The organism is Cellulomonas massiliensis JC225, assembly GCF_000312005.1.
In the GTDB taxonomy this organism is placed as follows: Bacteria; Actinomycetota; Actinomycetes; order Actinomycetales; family Cellulomonadaceae; genus Cellulomonas; species Cellulomonas massiliensis.
In genome coordinates, this window is sequence record NZ_HE978588.1 from 1035715 (window position 1) to 1051069 (window position 15355).

Annotated in this window: 11 protein-coding genes; 7 read left to right on the top strand and 4 right to left on the bottom strand. The window is 69.3% G+C overall.

Annotation, left to right across the window (positions count from 1 at the left end; all coding sequences use genetic code 11):
- Positions 1 to 21 precede the first annotated feature (21 nt).
- From HGCM_RS04950 to HGCM_RS04965, 4 genes are read left to right on the top strand one after another with little or no spacing between them, the layout of a single operon-like run.
- Positions 22 to 1527 (top strand): type I restriction-modification system subunit M, encoded by a 1506-nt coding sequence (locus HGCM_RS04950; protein ID WP_019135768.1) that lies wholly within the window; start codon positions 22 to 24, stop codon positions 1525 to 1527.
- Positions 1524 to 3017 (top strand): type I restriction-modification system subunit M, encoded by a 1494-nt coding sequence (locus tag HGCM_RS04955; RefSeq protein WP_019135769.1) that lies wholly within the window; start codon positions 1524 to 1526, stop codon positions 3015 to 3017. The genes HGCM_RS04950 and HGCM_RS04955 overlap by 4 nt, the downstream gene beginning before the upstream one ends.
- Positions 3014 to 4153: a restriction endonuclease subunit S gene (locus HGCM_RS18735; protein WP_019135770.1), complete on the top strand. Its 1140-nt coding sequence runs from the start codon at positions 3014 to 3016 to the stop codon at positions 4151 to 4153. The genes HGCM_RS04955 and HGCM_RS18735 overlap by 4 nt, the downstream gene beginning before the upstream one ends.
- Positions 4153 to 7089 carry a type I restriction endonuclease subunit R gene (locus tag HGCM_RS04965; protein WP_019135771.1) on the top strand — a complete coding sequence of 979 codons (2937 nt, stop codon included), beginning with the start codon at positions 4153 to 4155 and terminating at the stop codon, positions 7087 to 7089. The genes HGCM_RS18735 and HGCM_RS04965 overlap by 1 nt, the downstream gene beginning before the upstream one ends.
- A gap of 283 nt (positions 7090 to 7372) precedes the next feature.
- On the opposite strand, the gene HGCM_RS04970 is transcribed toward HGCM_RS04965, so the two are convergent.
- Together HGCM_RS04970 and HGCM_RS04975 are read right to left on the bottom strand one after the other, a co-directional pair.
- Positions 7373 to 7978: an AAA family ATPase gene (locus HGCM_RS04970; protein WP_019135772.1), complete on the bottom strand. Its 606-nt coding sequence runs from the start codon at positions 7976 to 7978 to the stop codon at positions 7373 to 7375.
- 37 nt (positions 7979 to 8015) lie between these two features.
- The gene (locus HGCM_RS04975; RefSeq protein ID WP_026075269.1) at positions 8016 to 8609 is read right to left on the bottom strand and encodes a TetR/AcrR family transcriptional regulator; all 594 of its coding nucleotides are present in this window, start codon (positions 8607 to 8609) and stop codon (positions 8016 to 8018) included.
- A 104-nt stretch (positions 8610 to 8713) separates the two neighbouring features.
- Between HGCM_RS04975 and HGCM_RS16935 the strand changes: the two genes are divergently transcribed.
- Together HGCM_RS16935 and HGCM_RS20055 are read left to right on the top strand one after the other, a co-directional pair.
- Positions 8714 to 9454, top strand: coding sequence for a DUF998 domain-containing protein (locus HGCM_RS16935; protein WP_019135774.1), 741 nt, complete (start codon positions 8714 to 8716; stop codon positions 9452 to 9454).
- A 61-nt stretch (positions 9455 to 9515) separates the two neighbouring features.
- Positions 9516 to 9710, top strand: coding sequence for a hypothetical protein (locus HGCM_RS20055; protein WP_147572673.1), 195 nt, complete (start codon positions 9516 to 9518; stop codon positions 9708 to 9710).
- A 515-nt stretch (positions 9711 to 10225) separates the two neighbouring features.
- Here HGCM_RS20055 and HGCM_RS16940 read toward each other — a convergent pair.
- On the bottom strand, positions 10226 to 11122 hold the full coding sequence (locus HGCM_RS16940; protein WP_147572675.1) for a choice-of-anchor L domain-containing protein: 897 nt from the start codon (positions 11120 to 11122) through the stop codon (positions 10226 to 10228).
- Between the two features lie 443 nt (positions 11123 to 11565).
- Between HGCM_RS16940 and HGCM_RS16945 the strand changes: the two genes are divergently transcribed.
- On the top strand, positions 11566 to 13242 hold the full coding sequence (locus HGCM_RS16945) for a glycoside hydrolase family 68 protein (RefSeq protein WP_019135778.1): 1677 nt from the start codon (positions 11566 to 11568) through the stop codon (positions 13240 to 13242).
- Positions 13243 to 13317: 75 nt separating this feature from the next.
- Here the strand turns inward: HGCM_RS16945 and HGCM_RS05010 are convergent, their stop codons facing one another.
- Positions 13318 to 15297: a glycoside hydrolase family 32 protein gene (locus HGCM_RS05010; protein WP_019135779.1), complete on the bottom strand. Its 1980-nt coding sequence runs from the start codon at positions 15295 to 15297 to the stop codon at positions 13318 to 13320.
- Positions 15298 to 15355 lie beyond the last annotated feature (58 nt).

Below are 15355 nucleotides of genomic sequence, written 5' to 3' on the forward strand. Positions count from 1 at the left end.
TTCGAAGACGACAGGACGACCATGACCGACCGCGTCACCCAGCCTGAACTCGAGCAGTACCTCGCACGTGCGGCCGACCTCCTGCGCGGCAGCATCGACCAGGCCGACTTCAAGGCGTACATCTTCCCGCTGATGTTCTTCAAGCGGATCAGCGACGTCTACGTCGAGGAGTTCGAGGCCGCTCTCGAGGAGTCCGGGGGCGACCACGAGTACGCCGCCTTCGCCGAGAACCACCGCTTCACGATCCCGGACGGCCACCTGTGGTCCGACGTGCGAGAGCGCACTGAGAACATCGGCACCGCGCTTCTGACGGCGTTCCGCGAGATCGAGAAGGCCAACCCCGAGACGCTGTTCGGCATCTTCGGTAACGCCAACTGGACGAACAAGCACAAGCTCCCTGACCGCAAACTCGCCGACCTGATCGAGCACTTCTCGACCAGGACCTTGTCGAACGCAACCGTTCCTCCAGACGTGTTCGGAAACGCGTATGAGTACCTCATCAAGCGATTCGCGGACCAGTCGAACAAGAAGGCGGGCGAGTACTACACGCCGCGCTCAGTGGTCGGTCTGCTCGTGAACATCCTCGACCCGCAGGAGGGCGAGAGTGTCTACGATCCCGCCTGCGGAACCGGCGGCATGCTGATCGAGGTCATCGAGCACGTCAAGGAGCACGGCGGCCACGTCAACACGCTGTGGGGCAAGCTCTATGGCCAGGAGAAGGTGCTCGCCACCTCCGCGATCGCGCGTATGAACCTGCTGCTGCACGGCGTCGAGGACTTCAGGGTCGTCCGCGAGGACACCCTGAGGAACCCTGCCTTCTACTCCGGCAACCGCCTCGCCCAGTTCGACTGTGTGGTCGCCAACCCGCCCTTCTCTCTGAAGAACTGGGGCGAGGACGAGTGGGCCTCGGACAAATGGGGCCGCAACACGCTCGGCGGGGTGCCACCGAAGGGGTACGCCGACTGGGCCTGGGTCCAGCACATGCTTACCTCAGCGCGCTCGACGACGGGCCGGGTTGCTGTCGTCCTGCCGCAGGGCGCGCTCTTCCGGCAGGGGGCCGAGGCGCGTATCCGCTCCCACGTCCTCAGGCACGACATGGTCGACGCCGTGATCGGCCTCGCCCCGAACCTGTTCTACGGCACAGGGCTTGCGGCGTGCGTGCTGGTCCTGCGCCACACCAAGCCCGCCGAGCGGCGCGGCAAGGTCCTGTTCATCAATGGCGAGTCCCTGTTCAAGCGCGGGCGCAACCAGAACACTCTCGAGCCCAAGCACGCCGAGCGGCTCTTCGAGCTCTACCAGGGGTTCGACGAGGTCGACGGCCTCGCCCACGTCGTCAACCTCGCCGAGATCACCGGCAACAACGACAACCTCAACATCCCGCTCTACGTCGCCCCCGCTGACGACGGCGAGAAGGTCACGCTCGCCGATGCGCTCGCCAACCTCGAAGCCGCGCACGCCCGCGCCGCCGAGACCCGCGCAGCGCTGGAGCAGGAACTTGCGAACTGGGGATTGGAGGCCAGCGCATGAGCACGCGCATTACCCAGCGCGAGCTGGAGTCCTACCTGTGGGGCGCGGCGATCGTGCTCCGCGGCCTCATCGACGCCGGCGACTACAAGCAGTACATCTTCCCGCTCGTGTTCCTCAAGCGGATCTCCGACGTGTATGACGAAGAGCACGCCACGGCGATGGAGATCTACGGCGAGAAAGCACTCGCCGACCTTCCGGAGAACCACCGCTTCGCCATCCCCGCGGGCTGCCACTGGGACGACATCCGCTCGACGACGGAGAACATCGGCGCCACGATCGTCAAAGCCATGCGCGCCATCGAGTCCGCCAACCCCGACACGCTCCCCGGTGTGTTCGGCGACGGCGACTGGGGCAACAAGAACCTCCTGCCAGACTCGACACTCGCCGACCTCATCGAGCACTTCTCCACCAAGACGCTGTCCATCGCGAACCTGCCCGAAGACGAGCTCGGCAACGGCTACGAGTACCTGATCAAGAAGTTCGCCGACGACTCCGGGCACACCGCCCAGGAGTTCTACACCAACCGCACGCTCGTGCACCTGATGACGCTGATGCTCGAGCCCCAGCCCGGCGAGTCGGTCTACGACCCCACCTGCGGCACCGGCGGCATGATCATCTCCGCCGTCGCCGAGCTCAAGCGACAGGGCAAGGAGTGGCGCAACCTGCGCCTCTACGGCCAAGAACTCAACTACGGAACCTCCGCCATCGCCCGCATGAACCTGTTCTTGCACGGCATCACCGACGGCCACATCGCCCACGGCGACACCCTCGCCCGGCCGGCCTTCCTCAACGCCAAAGGCGGCCTGGAAACCTTCGACGTCGTGCTCGCCAACCCGCCCTACTCCATCAAAGCCTGGAACCGCAACACCTTCGCCAAGGACCCCTACGGCCGCAACATGTGGGGCGTCCCGCCCCAGGGCCGCGCCGACTACGCCTTCTTCCAGCACATCGCCAAGAGCCTCAACCCCAAGACCGGACGAGCAGCAATCCTCTTCCCCCACGGCGTCCTGTTCCGGCGCGAGGAAGCAGCGCTGCGCGAGGCACTCGTCAAGTCCGACCTCATCGAGTGCGTCCTCGGACTTGGCGCCGGCCTGTTCTACAACAGCCCGATGGAGGCTGTCGTCGTCACCCTGCGCGCCAACAAGCCCCCGGACCGCGAGGGGAAGGTCCTGTTCATCAACGCGGTCAACGAGGTAGCCCGCCAGTCCGCGCAGTCATTCCTCCGGGAGACTCACCAGCAGAAGATCCTCGACGCCTACCGCGCGTTCGACGACGTCGACCAGTTCGCCGCCGTCGCGACCCTTGACGAGATCGCCGCGAGATCGCACAGCCTCGCGATTCCTCTCTACGTCGCGGGAGCCAAAGCCTCAGGCGCCGGGGAACAGATCGACGTCGCCGATGCCGTCGGCGAATGGCGAGCCGCAGCAGACACGTCCGACGCCGCCATCGCCGACGTCCTCGAGCTTCTCCGATCGGAGGTCAGGGCATGACCCTGAACCTCGACAAGTCCACGTGGAAACGCGTCGCGTTCGGTGACGTCGTGCGCAATGTCAACGAGACCGTCCGCTACCTCGAATCCACAGGACTCGACCGGATCATCGCGATGGACCACATGGACCCAGGCGAACTGAAGATCAGTCGCTGGGGCACAGCCGAAGACGGCACAACATTCACGCGGCGCGTGAAGCCCGGCCAGACCTTGTTCGGCAAGCGCCGCGCCTACCAACGCAAGGTCGCCTACGCGGAGTTCGACGCCATCTGCTCTGGAGACATCTACACCTTCGAGGCCGACGAGACTCAGATGCTCGGGGAGTTCCTCCCGTTCCTCGTCCAGTCGAACGAGTTCTTCGACCATGCCCTCGGAACCTCGGCTGGCTCGCTGTCACCACGCACCAACTGGCGTGACCTCGCCAACTTCGAGTTCGATCTTCCACCGCTTGACGAGCAGAAGCGCATCGCCGAGCTCCTCTGGGCCGTCGAGCTGCACCGGCTGGCCGTCCTCGGCCTTTCGGCGTCGCTGCAGAGCGCGCTCGACGCCCGTCTCGGTGAACTGTGGGATGCCGATGGGGGCAAACTGGCGATCGGCGAGATTGCCGACTGCGTCACAGGCACCACGCCTTCGAAGTCCAACGCGTCCTATTGGGACAACGCTGAAGTGCCGTTCTACACACCGTCGGAGATTGATGGGGAAACGATCCGCATCGCGCGACAGCGAGTAAGCGAGGCGGGGGCCAAGTGCGGCAGGCGTCTTGCGCCTTTCTCCGTAGCTGTTGCATGCATCGGCGGCGACATGGGCAAGTCCGCAGTCATCCAAGAACCTGGGATTTCTAACCAGCAGATCACCTCGATCATTGGGCTCGGAGAAGACGACGCGTACTTGGTGCAGTCGCTCCTTGCGCATCCTCGGGGTCGGCAAGCCATGGAGGCGCGCGAGACGACCACGATCGTGAGGAAGCTCAACAAGAGTGACCTCATGAAGGTAGAGGTGCCCTGGCCTGACGATCGTTTGGCCCTGCGCCAGCTGGTCGCAAAGAGGCGAGCGGGATTGGCCGGGGCGGACGCGGAGCGCGACGCTCTCCGCCTCCTCACCTCAGCACTCGAGTCAGCTGTCTTCGGAGGCGAGTGATGGCCCCCCAGTTCAATGAGGCGAACACCGTCCGGGACTTCGTGCGCGATCTGGTTCAATCTGTCGATGTCCAGTTCGTGCCGGGGAACGAGCTTCCGCGACGCACGGACGAGGTGCTGCTGGAGGGCTCAACCAAGGCTGCGCTCGCGCGCCTGAACCCTGAGATTGCAGCCGACCCCGCCAAGGCGGACGAGGTCATCTACAACCTCCGGGCGATCCTGCTCTCCGCTCGTACGTCTCCGCACCCGGTGCCGGCGAACGAAGAACTCATGGCGTGGCTGACCGGCCAGAAGTCGATGCCGTTCGGCCCGAACGGTGAGCACACCACCGTCCGCCTGATCGACTTCGACCACCCCGAAGACGACTCGTCGAACCAATGGATGGTCTCCACCGAAGTCACGTTCGCCCAGGGGCGCGTGGAGAAGCGGTTCGACATTGTGCTGTGGTGCAACGGCCTCCCGCTCGTCGTCGGCGAGGCGAAGACCCCGATCCGATCGGCGTACACGTGGATCGACGGGGCCGCGCAGATTCACGACGACTACGAGGCGTCCGTCCCCCAGTTCTTCGTCCCGAACGTCTTCTCATTTGCGACCGAAGGCAAGGACTTCCGGTACGGCACCGTTGGCATGCCCGTCGAACTGTGGGGTCCATGGCGGGAAGACCCCACCGACGAGGACGGGCCGGTCAAGATCGGCCTCGAAGCGGTCCGCGAGGCCGTCCAGGGCGTCCTCGCGCCCCGCGCCGTGCTGGAGTTCCTGCGGTTCTTCACGCTGTACGCGACCGACAAGAAGCACCGAAAGATCAAGGTCATCGCGAGGTTCCAGCAGTTCCAGGCGACCAACCTCATCGTCGAGCGCGTGCTGCACGGGCGGATCAAGCAGGGTCTGATCTGGCACTTCCAGGGGTCGGGCAAGTCGCTGCTCATGCTGTTCACCGCGCTGAAGCTGCGGGCCATAGCCGAGCTGACGAACCCGACGATCCTGATCGTCGTCGACCGGATCGACCTGGACACCCAGATCACCGGCACCTTCAACGCCTCCGACGTCCCGGGACTCGTGTCGACCGACTCGCGCGCCCAGCTCCAGTCGCTGCTGAGTACCGGCGCGCGGCGGATCATCATCACGACGATCCACAAGTTTGGTGAGGCTCCCGGCGTCCTGGACGACCGGCACAACATCATCGCGATGGTCGACGAGGCCCACCGCTCCCAGGAGGGTGATTACGGGCAGAAGATGCGCCAGGCGCTGCCGAACGCGTTCCTCTTCGGTCTGACCGGCACCCCGATCAACCGGCGCGACCGCAACACCTTCATGTGGTTCGGCTCCCCCGAGGACGAGGGCGGCTACCTGTCTCGGTACTCCTTCCACGACTCCATCCGAGACGGCGCAACCCTGCCGCTGCACTTCGAGCCGCGCCTGTCGGAGATCCACATCGACCAGGAGGCGATCGACACCGCGTTCGCCGAGCTCGCCGAGTCAAGCGACTTGTCTGAGCAAGACAAGACGACGCTGTCGAAGAAGGCAGCCTCGCTCGAGGTGCTCATCAAGGCGCCGAACCGAGTCGCGCAGATCGCCGCCGACATCGCCGAGCACTTCCGCACCAAGGTCGAACCCGAGGGGTTCAAGGCGCAGGTCGTCGTCTACGACAAGGCCTCGTGCGTTGCGTACAAGCACGAGCTCGACAAGCACCTCGGGCCCGAGGCGTCGACGATCGTCATGTCCAAGTCGCGCGGCGACTCACCGGAATGGGCGAAATGGACGCCGAACGCCGAGGAGCTGGAGCAGGTCACCGCACGGTTCAACGACCCAGCCGACCCGCTGAAGATCATCATCGTCACCGCGAAGCTGCTCACCGGCTTCGACGCCCCGATCCTGTACTGCCAGTACCTCGACAAGCCGCTCAAGGAGCACACGCTCCTGCAGGCCATTACCCGCACCAACCGGGTCTACCCGCCCCGCAAGACCCACGGCCTCATCGTCGACTACCTCGGCATCTTCGACGACGTCGCCAAGTCTCTGGCATTCGACGAGAAGTCGGTCCTCCGGGTCATCTCGAACATCGCCGAGCTCAAGGCGCAGTTCGCGCCGGCGATCACCGCCGCGCTCGCGTTCTTCCCCGGCGTCGACCGTACCGTCGGTGGCTACGAGGGTTTGATCCAGGCGCAGGCCGCGATCGCCGACGACGCCCAGAAGGACGCGTTCGGTCTCGCGTACAGCGTCGTCTCCCAGCTGTGGGAAGCGATCAGCCCGGACCCGATGCTGGCAGAGTTTGGCCACGACTACCGCTGGCTCACCGACGTCTATGAGTCAGTCCGGCAGCCCGACATCACCGGCCGGCTGGTCTGGCACGCGCTCGGGGCCAAGACGCTCGAGCTCATCAATGAACACGTCGAGGTCGAACTTCCGCAGGCCGCCGACACCATCGTGCTCGACGCACAGACCATCGAAGACCTGATGGCCGGAAAGAAGGACGCCACCCCGGAGGAGATCGAACGGCAGATCACCGCCCGGATCGCCCGCCACCTCAACAACCCCGTCTTCGTCGAGCTCGGACAGCGGCTCAACGCGCTGCGAGAGAAGTACGCCGACATCCAGCACTCAAGTCTCGACTTCCTCCGACAACTACTTGAGCTGGCACGGGACACCGTGGCCGCCGAGAAGGCCATCAACGAGGTGCCTCGTGAGGAACGCGGCCGGGCCGCGCTCACCGAGCTTTTCGACGCGCTCAAGGGAGACCAGACGCCAATCATCGTGTCCAACGTCGTCGACCGGATCGACGAGGTCGTTCGCGCCGTCCGGTTCGAGGGATGGCAGTCGACGATCCGCGGCGACCAGGAGGTCCGCAAGGCACTGCGCTCGACGCTCTACGTGCAGTTCAAGATCCGCGATAACGACGTCTTCGAGAAGGCGCTCGGCTACGTGCGGGAGTACTACTAGTGGGGCGCGAACGCTGGTACGCGCTTCGTCGAGGGCCGATCCGTCGGAGAGTGGCGGCTGAAGCCCTCAAGGCCTGCGATCTGATCGGCCGTGAGCGGTAGCGCGCCACGCCCTCGCGAGGGACCGGCCGTAGTACGTGCCAGTGAGGCGTGGCGCGCTCTGCACTTCGTGACGCTCTGACCTGCACCTTCTCAGGTTCGACGAGCCAGCGGATCTCACGTTCGCTGATCTGAGCGCACCAAATCTCATCTCCGCAGGCCCTCGGCATGCGGGCATCGGACGGTCACCGGACGAACCCGGCCGCGACCTTCAGGCGCTGCACCTGGTACCTCCAGGGCGCCAGCCGCGGCGCGTCCAGCGTGAGGCCGGCGTCGGCGGCGATCCACTCGACGACCTCGTCCGTCGTCCGGTCGTCGGTCTCCACGTGCGTGGCGTAGTGCTCCTGGGCGAGGGCGGCCACGCAGCGCGGGATCTGCTGCACGGCCCAGGTCTCGCGACGCAGGCCGGTGCGCCCGAGCGTGACGCGGGTGCGGAGCCGCGCGCGCAGCGTCTCCGGTCTGGCGACGAGGGTGTAGTGGCGGACGTCCACCCCGCGGGCACGCAGACCGCCGACGATCTCCTGGAAGTACTCGTCACGCACGATCGTCATCGGCACGAGCACCGGGCCGGCGTGGGTCGCCTCGGCCTCCTGGAGGATGTCGACGACCGCGGAACGCCACGGGGCGAGGTCCTGGAAGTCCTCGGGGCGCACTGCGGGCGGGAGCGTCCGCCGGAGGGCGAGACCGACGGGCTCGGGGTCGGCGACGTGCGCGTCGGCCGACCGGCGGCGGAGCTCGACGGCGGTCTGGCTCTTCCCCGCGCCGAACGCGCCGTTGATCCAGACGATCACCCGTCGGAGCCTAGAGCGCCTGACGTAGCACGGCCCGTCAGTGGCGGCCGGCGGCGCCGTGCCGCGCCCAGCCGTCGTCGAGGAGCCGGAAGCCGGCGTCGACCGTCGCGCGGGGGTCCTCGCTCCTGGTCGCGAGCAGCTGGATCTGCAGCGCGAAGCGCACGTACAGGCGGATCGCGTCGTCCGGCTCGGCGAGCCCCGCCTCCGCGGTGAGCTGGTCCACGAGCGCGTCCTCGTGGCGCAGCCACATGCGCTCGGCGTGGTCGACCAGCGACGGCGTGCGGGACATGAGCGCGAGGACCTGCCGGTAGGGCTCCGAGGAGAGCTCCGCGATCTCCGCCAGGTAGTGGTCCCGGAGCGCGGCCGAGACGCTCGTGCCCGCCCGGCGGTCCCGGACCGCGGCGACGAGGCGCTCGTGCCGCTCGGCCTCGTCCGAGAACGCGAGCGACTCCTTCTGCGGGAAGTACGCGAACACGGTCGTCGGGGAGACGTCCGCCCGGTCCGCCACCTCGCGCACGCTCACGGCGTCGAAGCCGCGCTCGAGGAACAGCTCCAGGGCGGCGTCGCGGATCGACTCCCGCGTCGCCGCCTTCTTGCGCTCCCGTCGGCCTGCGCGGGGTGCCTCGCTCACGACGATCAGCATAGGACCGAACTCGAACTGACACCAATACTGTATTGACTACACGTTTGAACCGGGTCCAGACTCGGCGTTCTCCGACGGAAGAGAGGCGTCCCATGACCGACATCGCCACCCAGGAGCACGCCGGCTCCCCGGGCGCTGCCCCGCCGGGCACCGGGCGCGACGGCCAGCGGCGCGCCGCCGGCGCCTGGCTCGTCGCCGGGCCGGCGATCTTCCTCGTCGCCGAGCTCGTCACGGCGGCGGCGTGGACCGACCCGCCCTACAGCTACACGTACGACTTCATCAGCAACCTCGGCGTGCGAGGCCCGTCGACGCTCTTCGGCCAGGCCATGGAGTCGCCTCTGTACTGGCTGATGAACGCTGGCTTCTTCGCGTTCGGGATCGCGATCCTCGTCGGCGTCGCGCTGCTGCGCGGGGTCTCCGGCTGGAGGCGGTGGGCGGCGCTGCTCCCGGCCGCGCTGCTGGCCGGCGGCGGGGTGCTGCTCGGTCTGTTCCCGGGCTCCGGCGAGGCGCTCGAGAACGGCACCGGGGACCTGCACAGCACGGGCGCGTTCGCCGGCTTCCTCGGCGGCAACGCCCTGGCGATCGTCCTGGGGCGCTTCCACCGGCGGCTCGGCCTCTCGGCGGGGATGGGCCGGGCGCTCGTCGTCGTCGGCGTCGTCGGTCTCGTCTCGACGGTCGCCTACCTCACCCTGATCATGCTGTCCGCCGGCAGGTCGACCGTCGGCGTCATCGGCCTCGTCGAGCGCGGGGCCGTGCACCCGTTCCTGATCGGCACGCTGTGCGCCGGGGCGTCGATCCTGCGGAGGCCCACCCCGACGAGGCGGCGCGACTGAGCCCGCGCCGGTGAGCCCGTGCCGTCAGGCCGCCGCGCGTCGCGCCCGGACGACGAGCGGGATGCCGACCCCTGCGCCGACGGCCACGATCCCCAGCAGCCACCACACCCAGGCCGGGGTGCCGCCGTCGGTCTGCTCCGGCGACGGGGTCGGCGTCGGCGTCGGTGTGGGCGTCGGCGTGGGCGTCGGTGTCATCGTGGGCGTGCTGCTGGGCGTCGGGCTCGGCGTGGGAGCCGCCTCGGTCCCGGTCGGCTGAGCCGACGGGGGTGTCGCGACCGGCGGCTCGGCGGGCGTGGTCGGCGCGGGCGTGACGACGGACGTCGGCGACGGACGGGCCGGTGTCGTGGCCGTGGCCGTGGCCGTGGCGGTCGGCCGAGTCGGGACCGTGGCGGTCGGCGTCGGCCGTGCGGGCCGGGTCACGGTCGGCGTCGGCCGTGCCGAGACCGTCGGCAGGGTCGCCGTCGGCGACGGCACCGTCCTCGTCGGGCTCGGCCGCTCGCCGCCGTCGCCGCACGCGGCCAGCAGCAGCAGGGCGACGAGCGCACCCAGCACAGCGGGTGTCCTCCACGTGCTCCGCCTCGCAGGTGCGGCCACGGCGCGTCCCTTCCGGCAGCTGCGCGGCGGCAGCTGCCGCCCAGGACGCCGCACGAGCCGCGCCCGTCAGAGCCGACGGTAACGGCGGCGGTGCCCGCGCGGAAGGCCCACCCGGCGTGCCGCCGCTGCCCGGGGCGCGGTGCCCCGCGGTCCCCGGGCAGCGGACGCCCGACGGGGTCAGGGCAGCGGCCGAGCCAGCCTGGCCGCCGGCGCCAGGGCCCTCGCCGGGACGCGGGTGGAGCGGAGCGAGTCCGCCGCGATGAGGGCGGCGGTGTCGAGCTGTCCGTCCCCCGTGTCGGCGACCGCGATGCGGACGGCGACACGTTGCCCCGGGGTGACCCGGGCGGTGCAGGTGAGCGACCAGGTGAAGGCGTTCAGCTCGGTGTCGTAGTCACCGGCCCCGGGGTCGTTCGCTGCGAAGTTGGCCTCGTAGTAGCGGCGGTTCGTGTCGGCGTTGACGGTGTCCGTCCCGACGAGGACGCGCGTGGACGGGACGTAGGAGCACGGCGCCCCGCCCACCCAGATGGCGAACGCGTCGGAGTAGCCGCGCTCCTGCCAGACCGCGTACTCCTCCGAGCCGAGCGCGTACGTGAGGCGCAGGACCCGACCTCGCGGCACGACCTGCATCACCAGCACGGCGGCGTCGTACGTCGACGTCTCGAACAGGCGCGTCAGCCGACGGTCGCCCGCGCCGCCGAGGTCGCCCGTCGTGGTCAGCGACGCGTTGGGACCGAGCAGCGACGAGCGCGTGAAGTCGACGTCGTCGTCGGAGTCCGGGTCGGCGTCGACCACGGAGCCGGTGGACAGCACGACGCCGTCCGCGTCGAGGTCACCGACCTCGACGCCGGAGTACGTGCCGGCCTGGAAGGGCTGCCCGACGAACCTGGCGCTGCGCAGCGTCACGTTGCGTCCGACGAGGGTCGACGCGAGCTCGAAGGCGGTCTGGTCCCGCAGTGAGACGACGTCCTGCCCCGGGGACGCGGCGGCGGACTGCCCCCCGGCGGCGAGCCCCGCCGCGAGCAGACCCGAGATGGCGACCGTCGCGAGCGCGCGACGGGCGTGTGGCTCTTTCATGATGCTCCAGGTGACTTCGGGCACCACGTGCCGCATGGCGCATGGTGCGACGTGTGCGCTGACGCGATGGGGGAACCACCTGTGTCGCCCGAAGTGGCGGCGTCGCTGCCGCCGGAGCGCGGCCCGGGAGCGGGCCCGCCTCGTCCCTCCTGATGTGTCCGGTCGTCCACCGGACGGAGTGGCGGTCTCCTTGCTGAGGCCATGTGGCCGACCGTGGGTCGGCGTGGTCGGGGGCTGTGCGGCGCATCCCGACGTGGTGAGTCCTTCCTACTCCCGCTCCCGGGCACGGTGTCAAGGGTTGTGTGATGCCCATCGCCGTCTCCGTGACTGCGGCGTGCCCAGGTGGTTGACACCGCGACCGACCGCGGGTCTACCGTCGGATCGCTGGGGGAACAGCTGGTCGCTCGAAGACGTCACTCCCGCAAGGAAGCGAGATGACCTTGATGTCTTCGACCCCGGCGCGCCGTGCGCGCCGTTCCTTCGCCGTCGCGACCGCGACGGCACTGCTGATCGGTGGGGCCGCCGTCGCGGCGCCCACCTCGGTCGCCGCGGACGACCCGTCCGACGACGTGACGATCCTGCGCGAGCCGGGCTTCCCGGCGCCGTCCCTGCACAGCCAGAAGGCGTTCGACATCGAGTCGGACTTCACGGCCAGGTGGACGCGCGCGGACGCCCTGCAGATCAGGGCGATGAGCGATCCCGGCGCGCCCGCCGGTGCGAACTCGCTGCCCGAGGAGTACACGATGCCCGACATCCCGCAGGACTTCCCGGTCCTGACCGAGGAGGACGGCACGCAGATCTGGGTGTGGGACACCTGGACGCTGACGGACGGCCGGTCGAACCAGGTGAGCTTCAAGGGCTGGGAGGTCATCTTCGCGCTGACCGCCGACTCGACCGCCGGGTACACCTTCGACGCCCGGCACACCCACGCCCGGCTCGGGTTCTTCTACCGCAAGGCGGACGTGCCGGCGGACCAGCGCCCCGAGAACGGTGGGTGGATCTACGGCGGCCACGTCTTCCCGGACGGCGCAGCGGGGGCCATCTTCGAGGACCAGTCGTTCTCGACGGTCACGGAGTGGTCCGGCTCGACCCGCATCATGGACGGGAACAAGCTCCGGATCTTCTACACCGCGGTGGCCTTCTACCGGGACGCGAACGACGAGGAGATCCAGCCCGCGGACCCGCGCATCGTGCAGTCCGAGGGTCGGATCTTCGCCGACGAGGACGGCGTCTGGCTCACCGGCATGCGGGACCAGCACCAGCTGCTCGTGCCCGACGGCACCTACTACCAGACCCGGGAGCAGAACGCGTTCGTCAACTTCCGCGACCCGTTCACGTTCGAGGACCCGAAGCACCCGGGCAAGACGTACATGGTGTTCGAGGGCAACACCGGAGGCGAGCGGGGGTCGGTCCCGTGCACCGAGGCGGACCTCGGCTACCGCGAGGGGGACCCGTACGCGGAGGACCCCGACACGGTCACGGCGTCCGGCGCGAACTTCCAGATGGCGAACGTCGGCCTGGCGGTGGCGGACAACAAGGCCCTGACGAAGTGGCACTTCCTGCCGCCGATCCTGTCCGGGAACTGCGTGAACGACCAGACCGAGCGCCCGCAGATCTACCTCAAGGGCAACAAGTACTACCTGTTCACGATCAGCCACCGGCACACCTACGCCCGGGGCGGCGAGAACGACTCGGCGGACCCGCGCTTCTGGTACATGGACGGACCGGACGGCGTCTACGGCTTCGTCGGCAACGGGGTCCGCTCGGACTTCCAGCCGCTCAACGAGGGGAGCGGGCTCGCCCTCGGCAACCCGACCAACCTCAACTACGAGGTCGGGACCCCGGCCTCCCCGGGGAACGGCCAGACGGCGCGCTCCTTCCAGGCGTACTCGCACTACGTGATGCCGAACGGGCTCGTGGAGTCGTTCATCGACGCGATCGGCAACCCGGACGTGCGGCGTGGAGGCACGCTCGCCCCGACGGTCCGCCTCGACATCGCCGGGACGTCCGCGGTCGTCGACCGTGACTACGGCGACAACGGCCTCGGAGGCTACGGCGACATCCCGGCGAACCGGGCACAGGCCGTGCCCGCGACGCCGGACCCGCGTCCGCTGCCCTGAGCACGGCGCCGTTCCCTGCCCTCACAGCACCCAGGGTGCTGTGAGGGCAGGGCCGTGCCGCCAGGGCGCCCGCGCTCAGTCGCTGAGCACGACGTGGTCGACCATGAGATGGCCCCAGGAGCCGGTGGCGTCGTCGAGCACCTGGAGCTGGGCGGTGCGGCCTCGCAGCTCCCGCACGTCCCACGTCACGGGGCGCAGGTGCGGTGAGTCGTCGCCCGTGGCGGTCCGCACGGGCCGGCCGTCGACCAGCAGCTGGACCGAGGTCGCCGGTTCGGAGCCGAGCGGGTGCCGGCCCCCGGCCACGAGCAGGTGCACGGTGCGGCGGTCGATCGTGAAGGGTGCGGAGGTCAGCACCCCGGTGGCGGCGTCACCGGGTCCCACGAACGTGTCCGCGACCCGCGCACCCACCTGACCGAGCAGGTCGCCGGCCGTCGGCGCCGCGGACGCCAGGTCGCCCGTCGCCGTCCAGCCCTGCGGCCACCCGTCACCCTCGAAGTCCGCCAGGACGCGCGCGGGCCTCTGCTCCGGCGCCGCGAGGTCGGTGATGCGGACGTCGTGGAACGTCGCCCGACCGCCCACCGAGTACAGGGCGAGCCCGTCGTCCGAGGGCCCGGCGAAGACCTGCGAGGAGTGGACCTGTCGGCCGTCGTCGACGAACACCTCGACGCTGGTGCGGTCCACCAGGATCCGCAGGTGCACCCGCCGTTGCCCGGGGTCGAACGGCGCCCTGCTCTCCACCCGCTCTCCGGTGGCGTCCGGGTGCCCCGTCCCGCCGCGGTTCAGGTAGCTGTAGCCACCGTGGACGCCGGCGTCGGCATGCCGGGTCCCGTCCGCCGAACGCCGGAGCTGGACGCCGACGTTCGTCGCCTCCTCCCACGTGACGTCGGCCTCGAGCTCGTAGGCCACGCCCCGGTGGTCGACCGGCAGGTGGCCGTCGACCACCACGTCGCCCAGTGCGCGCGTGCCGGTCGCCAGCGAGTGCAGCGACGACACCGGGCGGGAGGCGAGCGCGTACGAGGCACCGGTGCGCTCCAGGCGCAGCTCGCGGACGACGGAGTCCGTGCCGTTGAAGCCGTCGGCGTCCCACGTGGGTGTGGTGTACGGGTACGCCCAGCTGTTCATCCACGCGACCGCGTAGCGCCGCTCGTCCGGTGCGGTCGGGTCCTCCCAGGTCACGGCTCCGTACCAGTCGAACCCGTGGTCGAGCCAGCGCGGCCGGGCCTCGTCCTCGCGGAAGGCCGTGCCGTCGAACGAACCCGTCCAGTATGCGAACGTCGCGGGGTCACCGGTGGCGTACCCGTTGGCGCTGACGCCGAGCACCCACCTCCACGAGCCGTCGTCGGCACGGATCCGGAACAGGTCCGGGCACTCCAGCAGGCCCAGCCCGGGCTGCTCGAACGACGAGCGGTACTCCCACCCGTGCAGGTCGCTCGACGTCCAGACGCTGACCGCGTCGCCCTCGGCGACCAGCGCGACCCACCGCTCGCGCTCGGCGTCCCACACCACCTTCGGGTCGCGGAAGTCGCGCCGGCCGCCGTTCGCGATGACGGGCTCGTCGCCCGCGGGCCGGAAGGTCCGCCCTCGGTCGGTGGAGTACCAGAGGAACTGCGCCTGCGGGCCGGAGGCGTCGACGATCTGGCCGGGGGTGGGGTGGTCCATCTGCGTCACCATCATGACGACGGCGCCGGCTCCGAACCCGGCGGTGCCCCTCTCGTCGACGACCGCTGAACCGGACCACAGGTCGTAGTTCGCGTTGGTGCCCTTGGGGGCTGCGACCCCCTGGTCGGCCCACCGGACGAGGTCCGTCGACGTCGCGTGGCGCCACGCGGTGCCGATCCGCGCGGGGTAGTCGGCGTTGTACAGGTAGTAGTAGTGGAACTGCCCGTCGAGCCACAGGGGCCGTTGCGGGTCGTTCTTCCAGTGGTCGGGCACCGTGAAGTGGTACGCGGCGCGGTACGAGTCCGGTGGGCCGGCCGCTGCTCCGGGTGCGGCGGCGGCCGTGGTCGCGAGGGCGCCGACGGCGACGAGCGCGGTCGCCAGGGTTCGTCTGTGCATGCGGTCTCCGTTGACCTCTGAGCGATGGGGGCAGGCTCGGGCGCCGCCACGTGCCGGC

Bases quoted from the DNA above. Each gene is read 5' to 3' on its own strand.
- HGCM_RS16940 (WP_147572675.1), bottom strand. From the start codon at position 11,122: ATGAAAGAGCCACACGCCCGTCGCGCGCTCGCGACGGTCGCCATCTCG.
- HGCM_RS04950 (WP_019135768.1), top strand. From the start codon at position 22: ATGACCGACCGCGTCACCCAGCCTGAACTCGAGCAGTACCTCGCACGT.
- HGCM_RS05010 (WP_019135779.1), bottom strand. From the start codon at position 15,297: ATGCACAGACGAACCCTGGCGACCGCGCTCGTCGCCGTCGGCGCCCTC.
- HGCM_RS16935 (WP_019135774.1), top strand. From the start codon at position 8,714: ATGACCGACATCGCCACCCAGGAGCACGCCGGCTCCCCGGGCGCTGCC.
- HGCM_RS20055 (WP_147572673.1), top strand. From the start codon at position 9,516: ATGCCGACCCCTGCGCCGACGGCCACGATCCCCAGCAGCCACCACACC.
- HGCM_RS16945 (WP_019135778.1), top strand. From the start codon at position 11,566: ATGTCTTCGACCCCGGCGCGCCGTGCGCGCCGTTCCTTCGCCGTCGCG.
- HGCM_RS04955 (WP_019135769.1), top strand. From the start codon at position 1,524: ATGAGCACGCGCATTACCCAGCGCGAGCTGGAGTCCTACCTGTGGGGC.
- HGCM_RS18735 (WP_019135770.1), top strand. From the start codon at position 3,014: ATGACCCTGAACCTCGACAAGTCCACGTGGAAACGCGTCGCGTTCGGT.
- HGCM_RS04965 (WP_019135771.1), top strand. From the start codon at position 4,153: ATGGCCCCCCAGTTCAATGAGGCGAACACCGTCCGGGACTTCGTGCGC.